At 44.3% G+C, this 9,936-nt stretch carries 5 protein-coding genes; all 5 read left to right on the top strand.

The window, feature by feature from the left end; translation table 11 throughout:
• Window positions 1–250: 250 nt before the first annotated feature.
• The 5 genes from JOD03_RS09425 to menC all read left to right on the top strand — a co-directional run bounded on the left by JOD03_RS09425 (window position 251) and on the right by menC (window position 9,927).
• Window positions 251–5,797 carry a pullulanase gene (locus JOD03_RS09425; protein ID WP_239584923.1) on the top strand — a complete coding sequence of 1,849 codons (5,547 nt, stop codon included), beginning with the start codon at window positions 251–253 and terminating at the stop codon, window positions 5,795–5,797.
• A 243-nt stretch (window positions 5,798–6,040) separates the two neighbouring features.
• Window positions 6,041–6,898: a MurR/RpiR family transcriptional regulator gene (locus JOD03_RS09420; RefSeq protein WP_204590585.1), complete on the top strand. Its 858-nt coding sequence runs from the start codon at window positions 6,041–6,043 to the stop codon at window positions 6,896–6,898.
• Window positions 6,899–6,902: 4 nt separating this feature from the next.
• Window positions 6,903–8,024: an amidohydrolase gene (locus JOD03_RS09415; protein WP_204590584.1), complete on the top strand. Its 1,122-nt coding sequence runs from the start codon at window positions 6,903–6,905 to the stop codon at window positions 8,022–8,024.
• Complete coding sequence (locus JOD03_RS09410; RefSeq protein WP_204590583.1) at window positions 8,021–8,818, top strand: GNAT family N-acetyltransferase; 798 nt, start codon at window positions 8,021–8,023, stop codon at window positions 8,816–8,818. The genes JOD03_RS09415 and JOD03_RS09410 overlap by 4 nt, the downstream gene beginning before the upstream one ends.
• Window positions 8,815–9,927 carry an o-succinylbenzoate synthase gene (gene menC / locus JOD03_RS09405; protein WP_204590582.1) on the top strand — a complete coding sequence of 371 codons (1,113 nt, stop codon included), beginning with the start codon at window positions 8,815–8,817 and terminating at the stop codon, window positions 9,925–9,927. The genes JOD03_RS09410 and menC overlap by 4 nt, the downstream gene beginning before the upstream one ends.
• The last annotated feature ends 9 nt before the right edge of the window (window positions 9,928–9,936 follow it).

The raw sequence follows: 9,936 nt of genomic DNA, 5'->3' as shown, positions 1-9,936 counted from the left end.
CCGCATATTTGAAATTACCCATAAAAAATGGTCATCACTCAATCGCGATGACCATTTTTTATATTATCGGCCGAGTTTTGTCCCAGCCTCTTTTTATTTTTTCTAGGTCCTCTTACGGAATTTTCAAAAAACAATTGTCTGAAAACTTACTGTGCTGTAGCATTATATGTAGATATTTGTGCAAACGCTTGCGCAAATTTCAACTGCACGAAAAGTTGAAAGCGATTACAAACAGAGGGGAAGAATGCATTTGAAAGGGAAAAAACTATTGGCTTGGGTCACTTCGTTCGCGTTAGTTATCGGAATTGGAACACCAATTGTACCTGCTGCTACAGCACAAACTACTTCACCAAGCACTGAAGAATCTGAAGACCGAACTGTACGGATGACGTATAGTCGAGAAGATGGACAATTTGGAGACTGGAATATCTGGGCGTGGAATACGGGCGTTCAAGATGACCAGCTCGAGTTTGAGACAAAAGAAGGGAGACAGGCAGTTGCAAACATTGCTGTTGGCAAAGATACAAAGCAATTTGGTTTTGTACTCCGTAGCACTTACGACTGGAATACAGCACAAAAAGAATTTGGGGATCGTTTTATTACAGTCAATAAAAATGACACACTAACAAAGGCATATGTCACAAGTGGTGTTGAACAAATTCGTATAGTGCCAGACGGCTCGGCACCCGTCATCAATCAAGGAGATGCGACATTTTATTACCGTGACAAAGACCTTTTTAAAACAGACGAAATGCATACGATTGACAAGGTAAAGCTCCAATTCGCAGGAGAAACATATGACATGACATATGAAGCAGACAATGAGCGCTTCGTCGTGGATGTCACAGATATCCCAAATGGTGTTACACCATATACTTATACTGTGACACGAAATGGCGAAACGAAAGAAGTGTCAGATCCATATAACACTGTGGACGGAGTGTCTTCTATAGATTTCCGCCAAGCAGATCTTGTGGTGAATGGCGACATTTCTCCTCAGACGATTTCTGCAACAAATCAAGCAGTTTTAACACTATCCATTGATGGACTCACAGATGGACTTTCTATCGCATCTATCGTAGTCGATGATTCTGCACTTGGCGGGTCAGGGGCGCTCGAAGTAGATCCTGCCGTTTCTAAAATCACTTTGTCAGTAAAAGACAGTGTTGAAGCAGGTACGAAAGAGCTGCCGATTTCTGTGAAAGATTCGTACGGAAATGTGTATGAAAGCACTACACAAATAGAAGTGGTGAAATCCGAAGGAAAGGTAGTTGAGTGGGACGAGTCAGTGATTTATTTCATGCTGACAGACCGCTTCTTCGACGGGGACAGTTCCAACAATGACCCACACGGCATGAACTATGATACGTCAAAACGTGGGACATACCAAGGTGGCGACTTAAAAGGCATCACAGAAAAACTGGACTATTTAGATGAACTTGGTGTCAACACGGTTTGGATTAGTCCAATCGTTGACAATGTAAAATACGATGTTCGTTTAGGCGAAGATGGGGAACCGTATTACGGCTACCACGGATACTGGGCAAATGATTTCTCGAAACTGAATCCACACTTTGGGACGATGGACGAACTTCATGAATTGATTGATGAATTGCACGCACGGGACATGAAATTAATGGTGGATGTCGTATTGAACCATTCAGGTTATGGATTAAAAGACGTAGATGCGAACTTGCAAAATCCACCTGTGGGCTACCCATCTGAAGAAGACCGCGCTCCGTTCCGCGATTTACTTCGACAAGGCACAGCAGTCGGGTCAGATGAAGTTGTAGGAGAATTAGCAGGACTGCCAGACTTCAAGACAGAAGACCCCGCAGTGCGTAAACAAATCATCGACTGGCAAACGCAGTGGATCGATCTTGCGACGACACCAAACGGGAACACGATTGATTACTTCCGTGTGGACACAGTGAAACACGTGGAAGATGCAACGTGGACGGCATTTAAAGCTGCACTTACTGAAAAGAAACAAGACTTTAAATTGATTGGAGAAGCTTGGGGAGCGAGTAGCACAAATACGCTTGGGTACTTGAATACAGGTATGATGGATTCTCTTCTTGACTTTGAATTTAAGTCGATTGCCCGAAGCTTTGTTGACGGAAATATTCAATCTGCCAATGAGACGTTGCAAGCGCGCCATGGGAAGCTTTCCAACACGGCAACACTTGGTCAATTTTTAGGAAGTCATGATGAAGATGGGTTCCTTCACAGTCTTGGTGGTGACATTGGCAAATATAAAGTGGCCGCATCCCTACAGGCAACAGCAAAAGGTCAACCGGTCATCTATTACGGGGAAGAACTAGGGCAAACTGGAGCAAACAACTACCCACAGTATGACAACCGTTATGACTTGGCTTGGGATCAAGTAGAAAACAATGATGTGTTAAATCATTACACGAAATTACTGAATTTCCGCGCAGATCACTCGAAAACATTCGCTAAAGGTGAACGTGAGACACTTGGCGGTTCGAACGCTGAGAAGTTCTTAATGACTAGCCACACGTTTACTGACGATAAAGTCTATGTCGGTCTAAATGTAGCAAGTGAAGCAACGGATATTACAGTGAAGACGGATACACCGAACGCGCAACTCGTGGACCATTATTCTGGTCAAACGTATGAAGCAGATGCAGCAGGCACAGTCGTTTTGACGCTTCCTGCGAATATAGACGGAGGTACAGTACTTTTAACACTTGAAGAAGGCACGATTCTATCTGCAACAAAAGGTACGGTGCCAGCCGTTGAGCCAATTCCAGACAACCATATCCGCATTCATTACAACCGAACAGACGGCAACTATGAAAACTTCGGTGCCTGGTTATGGAACGACGTAGCACGTCCTTCTGCCAACTGGCCAGTCGGTGCGACACTGTTCACATCAAAAGACAGCTACGGTGCTTACATCGATGTGGAACTTCGGGAAGGTGCAAAAAACATTGGTTTCCTCGTGATGAATATCACAAAAGGGGATGCTGGGAAAGACGGTGGAGATAAAGGATTTACACTTTCATCTCCCGAGCAAAATGAAATCTGGATCAAACAAGGCGATAACACAGTTTACACATACGAGCCAGTCGACCTTCCTGAAAACACCGTGCGAATTCACTACACACGTGACGCAGGAGACTATGAAAACTTGGGTATATGGAACTGGGGAGATGTTGAAAATCCATCTGCGAACTGGCCGACGGATGCAGCTGATTTTTCTGGACGCGACCAATACGGTGCTTATGTGGACCTCACACTTACAGAAGCTGCGAAACAACTCGGTTTCTTGATTGTGAATGAAACGACGCAGGAAAAAGATGGTGGCGACAAATCCTTTAACTTACTGGATAAATACAACCGTTTGTGGATCAAACAAGGAGATGACACTGTCTACATCAGTCCTTATGGGGATGTAGCAACTGGCTTGTTGACTGGTGAAGTGGTGTCAGAAGATACGATTCGTTTAGGGTTCTCAATGACAGACGGTCTAGAAGGAGATACACTGCGCGAAGGACTAACCATTACGGATGCATCCGGAAATGCAGTTGCTATTTCTGATGTGAAGATTGTCGATGGAAAAACAGTAGACGTGATAGCGGACTTCTCTTTAGAAGAGCTCCCATTATCTATTGAATTCGCGGGTCGTACAGTGCAAGCCGACGCTGGCTGGCGTTTGATTGACACCTTGTATGCCTATGACGGTGATGATCTCGGAGCGACGTATTCAAAAGGGGCAGTTACACTCAAACTGTGGGCACCAAAAGCACAAGACGTTGTTGCACATTTCTATGATAAAAAAGATTCCGCAAAACATATCGGATCAGTTGCACTTACACTTGGAGAGTCCGGTGTTTGGACTGCAAACGTTCAACCAAAAGATATAGGTGTGAAAGACTTGAAAGGCTATTACTATCAATATGATGTCACGCACGACGGAATCACAAAACAAGTACTAGATCCATATGCAAAATCACTTGCTGCATTTACGGTCAATACAGAAGGTGAGGCAGGACCAGACGGAGACTTAGTCGGCAAAGCAGCGATTGTTGACCTAAAAGGAACAGACCCAAAAGGCTTCAAACATGCGAAAATTGATGGCTACGAAAAGCGGGAAGATGCGATTATCTACGAAGTGCATGTACGTGACTTCACATCGGATCCATCAATTTCAAAAGACCTGAAAACGCGCTGGGGATCATACACGGCTCTTATCGACAAACTCGATTATATCCAGTCACTTGGCGTCACACACGTTCAATTGCTTCCAGTTATGGCTTGGTATTATGGAGATGAAACGAAGATGGATGAGCGTGAACTGGAGTATTCAGCAGGTGGCAATGAATACAACTGGGGATATGACCCGCACGGCTATTTTGCACCAGACGGAGCGTATTCAGAAGACCCGATGGACCCTGAACTACGCATTAGAGAGTTGAAGCAACTGATTGACGCAATTCATGACCGCGAAATGGGTGTCGTTTTAGATGTCGTGTACACGCACATGGCAAAATCTTCTCACTTAAATGACATCGTTCCGGACTATTATTTCTACCAAGATGCAAACGGTAACTTCCTTGGTGGGTTCGGAAACAACTTGGCGACGAATCACACAATGGCTGAGAAGTTGATGGTTGATTCCGTGAAGTATTGGTTCGATGAGTACAAGATTGACGGCATGCGTTTTGATATGATGGGTGACGCGACGTACCCGGCCATTCAAAAAGCCTATGACGAAGCTGCAAAAATTAACCCAGACGCCTTATTCATTGGGGAGGGCTGGAGAACGTTTGCGGGGCATATCGCGGAGCCAGATCTTGCTGGGATGGGTGCCGATCAAGACTGGATGAATAAGACAGATGACGTCGGCGTATTCTCAGATGAGATTCGCAATGAATTAAAATCTGGCTTTGGTTCTGAAGGAGAGCCACGCTTCTTAACAGGCGGTGCACGTTCTATTGATACAATCATCAACAACATCAAAGGACAACCATCGAACACAGCATACGATGACCCAGGTGATATGGTGCAGTATATTGAAGCGCATGACAACTTGACGCTTTATGACGTGATTGCACAATCCATCAAGAAAGACCCAGCAATTCCTGAAAACAACATTGAAATCCATAAGCGCATGCGTTTAGGAAATACATTGATTTTAACGTCTCAAGGAACAGCTTTCCTTCATGCGGGTCAAGAGTATGGCCGTACGAAGCAGTGGTTCGGCGAAGGTGTTCCGGAGCAGAAGTACCATGAATTAGAAGATGAGACAGGTAAACCATTTGGCTACTTCATCCATGATTCTTATGATTCTTCGGATGCCATCAACATGTTTGATTGGCAAAAAGCGACGGACAAAAAGAAATTTTCGATTAACACAACAACCCGTGCGTATACAGAAGGACTGATCAAACTTCGTCGTTCAACGGATGCTTTCCGACTCGGCGAGCTTGAGTTGGTGAATGAAAATGTTCGTCTGCTTGAAATTCCTGAAGTGCAAGCGACAGACTTAGTCATCGCGTACGAAAGCAAATCCACAGACGGTACCGGTACGTATTATGTGTTTGTCAACGCGGATACAAAGAGTCGCACACTTTCACTAGGCGATTTAAATTTAACAAAAGGAGAAGTCCTTGTAGACAATGACGAGGCAGGCGTCAAAAAAGTGAAGAAGCCTTCTGGATTCTCGCTAACGTCTTCTCAACTGAAGCTTGATCCATTAACAGCTGTTGTGGTGAAAGTAAAAGAGAAGAAAGGGAAAGGCAAGGCAAAAGGAAAAGACAAGAAGTAACTCAAAAGACCAGCAGCCGCTGGTCTTTTTTTGATGGTGCCTATTTGGGGAAGTTTTTGTGGTGACAGGCACCATTTGGAGGTGACTCCCATTTGGTGCCTGTCACCTATCCGGCTCCACATCTAGCTATATCTACTCAATATTCAGATAACTCGTTGCAAATGTTAGTCAATCTATGCTACAGTACTAACAACAAAATGAAGTGTAAACTTCAAAACTACAAAAAAGAAGGGAGAGCTTCGTATGGGAGAAGACACTTTAAAAACAAAAATTGAACACGTCTTTCCTTCCCTTTCAAAATCTCAACAGCGCGTCGCCAAACTGATTTTAGATTCTCCTACGCTTGTTCTTATGCATTCAGCTGCAGAACTGGGAAAACATGCGGAGACATCGGAGACAACTGTGATTCGTTTCTGCTACGCACTTGGTCTCTCTGGTTATACAGAGCTTCAATCAACTATTACATCAACGGTTGTTCAGACGAGTTCTCTTGGGACCTACATAGCATCTAAAGAATCCTATACAGACGAAGAACAGTACGCATCGGTGATCATGGGCGCAATCAGCCAACAAATTACAGACATCGCTTCTCGAATCGATGCTCAACTTTTTGATGAAGCAACCAAAAAACTACATACAACAAAACGCGTTGTGATTATTGGGGAAGGGGCATCCTATATTGCGGCACAGTGGCTCGGGTTCACGCTCTCCATCCTGCGACCGAATGTTCAAGTCGCAACGAAAGATACAACTTCATTAATCAAGCTGTATCGTGAAATAAATGAAGACTGCCTGATTGTACTGATCTCACTTCACCGATACTACAAAGAGGCGATTCAAGTGACGGAGCAACTAAAATCTCTTGGTGCAGAAGTTCTTGCCATTACCGATTCCTCCGTTGCCCCGGCCATTCGTCTAGCGGATTATCCGTTTGTGTTGCAATCACCGAATCATTCCACAATCGACTTGCTTCCAGCTCTAATGGCATTCCTCAATACGCTGGTGGCAGGTATGACGAAACAAGATTTGCCGTATTATGAAGAACAACAGAAGATTTATGAGAAATTGCACGTGAACTATTTACAAAATAGATGGAGCTGATGAAATGTCTAAATTAAAAACTACGCTTGCGCATCACTTTGACCACCTACATGCGCATCCTGAAGTCAGTTGGGAAGAACATGAAACTACGAATTATTTGGTGCAAGAACTTGAAGCATTGGGACTATCACCAAAACGCTTTAAGGACATGACAGGCTTATATGTAGATATCGGAAAAGGGACGCCACGTGTTGGTATTCGGACAGATATCGATGCTTTGTGGCAAGAAGTAGAGGGTGAGTTTAAAGCGAACCATTCATGTGGCCACGATGGACATATGACAATGGGGCTTGGGGCTGCAGCTCTCTTAAGCGAAGCAAATTTGACCGGAGCGGTTCGAATCTTGTTTCAGCCGGCAGAAGAAAAAGGGAATGGAGCGCTCGCACTTTTAGACCAGGGTGTTATTGATCCCCTGCAGTACTTATTTGGAGTTCACGTCCGCCCCCTCATTGAACTTCCAGAAGGGGTGCATAGTCCCGCACTTCATCACGGAGCGGCTCGTATGATTCGAGGAACGATTACTGGTATCGAAGCACACGGGGCAAGACCCGAGCAAGGAATCAATGCAATTGAAGCGGCGGCTGCTCTTATCGATGCACTGAAACGGATTTGGATTCAACCTGGGCGTTCAGGTTCGATTAAAATGACACATCTCCAGGCAGGTGGGACTGCGGCGAATATCATTCCTGGTAAAGCCACATTCTCTTTAGATTGCCGAGCGCAAGAAAACGATACGATGGACTTGCTAATCGAAGGGTTGGAGCTTGCGATTGCGTCTGTCGAGACGTTTTATAAAGTCTCCATTGAGTACCATGAAGGCGCCAAGATAGTAGCTGCGCAAGTGAATAAAGAAGCAGCAAGCTTACTACAAGACGCAATCATTGAAACCGTAGGAGAGTCACATTGCGGGCCAGAGATTATTTCACCCGGTGGAGAAGATTTTCATTACTTTTCCTTCCACAAACCTGAACTTAAAACGACGATGCTCGGGCTGGGTTGTGGCGTGACACCTGGACTTCATCATCCGGAAATGACATTCAATACAACTTATTTAGAGCAAGGTGCACGTATCTTAGCCTCGGCAGCGAAACTAGCAGTAGAAAGATGTGAGGAGGGATCTCCATGATACAGTACCGCGAGTTACAATCTCGTGAAGATTTGGAAGGCATGCAAGCCCTCGAACGAATCATATGGGACATGGAACCCATTCCACTCCATCAGACGATGACAGCTATCAAACACGGAGGAGTCATCGTCGGTGCTTTTGATAGAGAAAACTTAATTGGGTTTAGTTACGGATTTGCAGGGTTCTCGGACGGAAAAGCCTATTTATGCTCGCATATGCTTGGTGTTCACCCTGACTACCAATCCAAAAAAGTTGGAGAAGCGCTGAAGTATCATCAACAAACATTTGCTGCTAAACGAGGCTTTACTCACATGGTATGGACCTATGATCCGCTTGAGGCCAGGAATGGGTATTTGAATTTGACCAAGCTTGGAGCGGTATCTTTTAAGTATTTAGAGAATTGTTATGGGGAGATGACAGACGGTCTAAACGCAGGTCTACCTTCTGATCGTTTTGAAGTACACTGGCCAACTACAGCTTCTCGAAGTGAAATCGACTTCCCTGAACCTGAAAGTTTAGCGGATATCGTATGGGTGAATGAGATGCCTCTCTTGACGAATATACGAAAAGTCGGTTCTGCACAAAGTTATACAATGCCGATTCCTAAAGATTTTCAAGCACTAAAAAAACAGGATCCGAAACTGGCCATCCAGTGGAGGCTAGATTCTCGAAAGCTGTTTCAAGAGTTAGTAGCAAACGATTACTGTGCAATAGAACTAAAGCAGGATAGGGACTGGCACTCCTACATATTTGTAAAAAAATCAGAAGTTTATTATGGAGGAACCGCATTATGAAAATTGTTGAAGTCACATTACGCCACTTACAAATGGAAATGAAAAGTCCATTTTCGACTAGTTTTGGCACCTTTCAAACGAAGGATTTCATTCTATTAGAAGCAATAGATGAAAAAGGAACAGTTGGTTACGGAGAATCCGTTGCGTTTTCGTCCCCTTGGTACAACGAAGAAACGTTTAAAACGAATTGGCATATGCTTGAAGACTTCCTCATTCCGCTTATCTTAGGCAAAGAGTTGGCTCATCCGGATGAAGTGACGGAAGTATTTTCAACCATTCGCAAAAACAATATGGCGAAGTCGACAATTGAGGGCGCTATTTGGGACATTTTCGCTCAGCAGACGAATCAGTCCCTTGCCGAGGCACTTGGAGGTATCAAAACTCAAATTGATGTCGGAATTAGTATTGGCATCCAAAATTCAGTGGAAGAGCTCGTAGAAGTAGTTCGTGGGTACGTTGAAGAAGGCTATAAACGCATCAAAGTGAAAATCAAGCCGGGCTGGGACGTTGACGTGATGCGTACGCTCCGCAACGAGTTTCCAGATGTTGCGATTATGGCAGACGCAAATTCAGCCTACCGTTTAGAAGATACTGCACTTCTTAAGCAATTAGATGAATTCAATTTGACGATGATTGAACAACCACTTGCATCAGATGATATTATCGACCATGCAACGTTACAAAAAGAACTGTCGACACCAATCTGCCTTGACGAAAGTATTCATTCTCTTGAAGACGCTCGTAAAGCAGTGGAATTAGGTGCAACAAAAATTATTAATATAAAAATCGGTCGTGTAGGCGGATTGACAGTCGCAAAACAAATTCATGATTACTGTATGAATCAAGGCGTTCCGGTGTGGTGTGGGGGTATGCTAGAAGCAGGAATTGGCCGTGCCCATAATGTCGCGCTCACGACTCTTCCAAATTTCATATTGCCTGGTGATACAGCAGGATCTTCTCGCTACTGGGTGAAAGATATCATCGAGCCTGAGGTGGTAGTAGATAAAGGCGTTATTCACGTACCAACATCGGCAGGTATTGGCTATAAACTAGACTATAAAGCAGTAGAAGACTACACTGTGATGAAAAAAACTTACAACTTAGACTGACGGAGGTAG

Origin of the sequence: Chryseomicrobium aureum (assembly GCF_016909155.1) — a bacterium.
Lineage (GTDB): Bacteria > Bacillota > Bacilli > Bacillales_A > Planococcaceae > Chryseomicrobium > Chryseomicrobium aureum.
The sequence above is the reverse complement of the archived record's forward strand: the minus strand, read 5'-3'. Positions and strand labels throughout refer to the sequence as shown.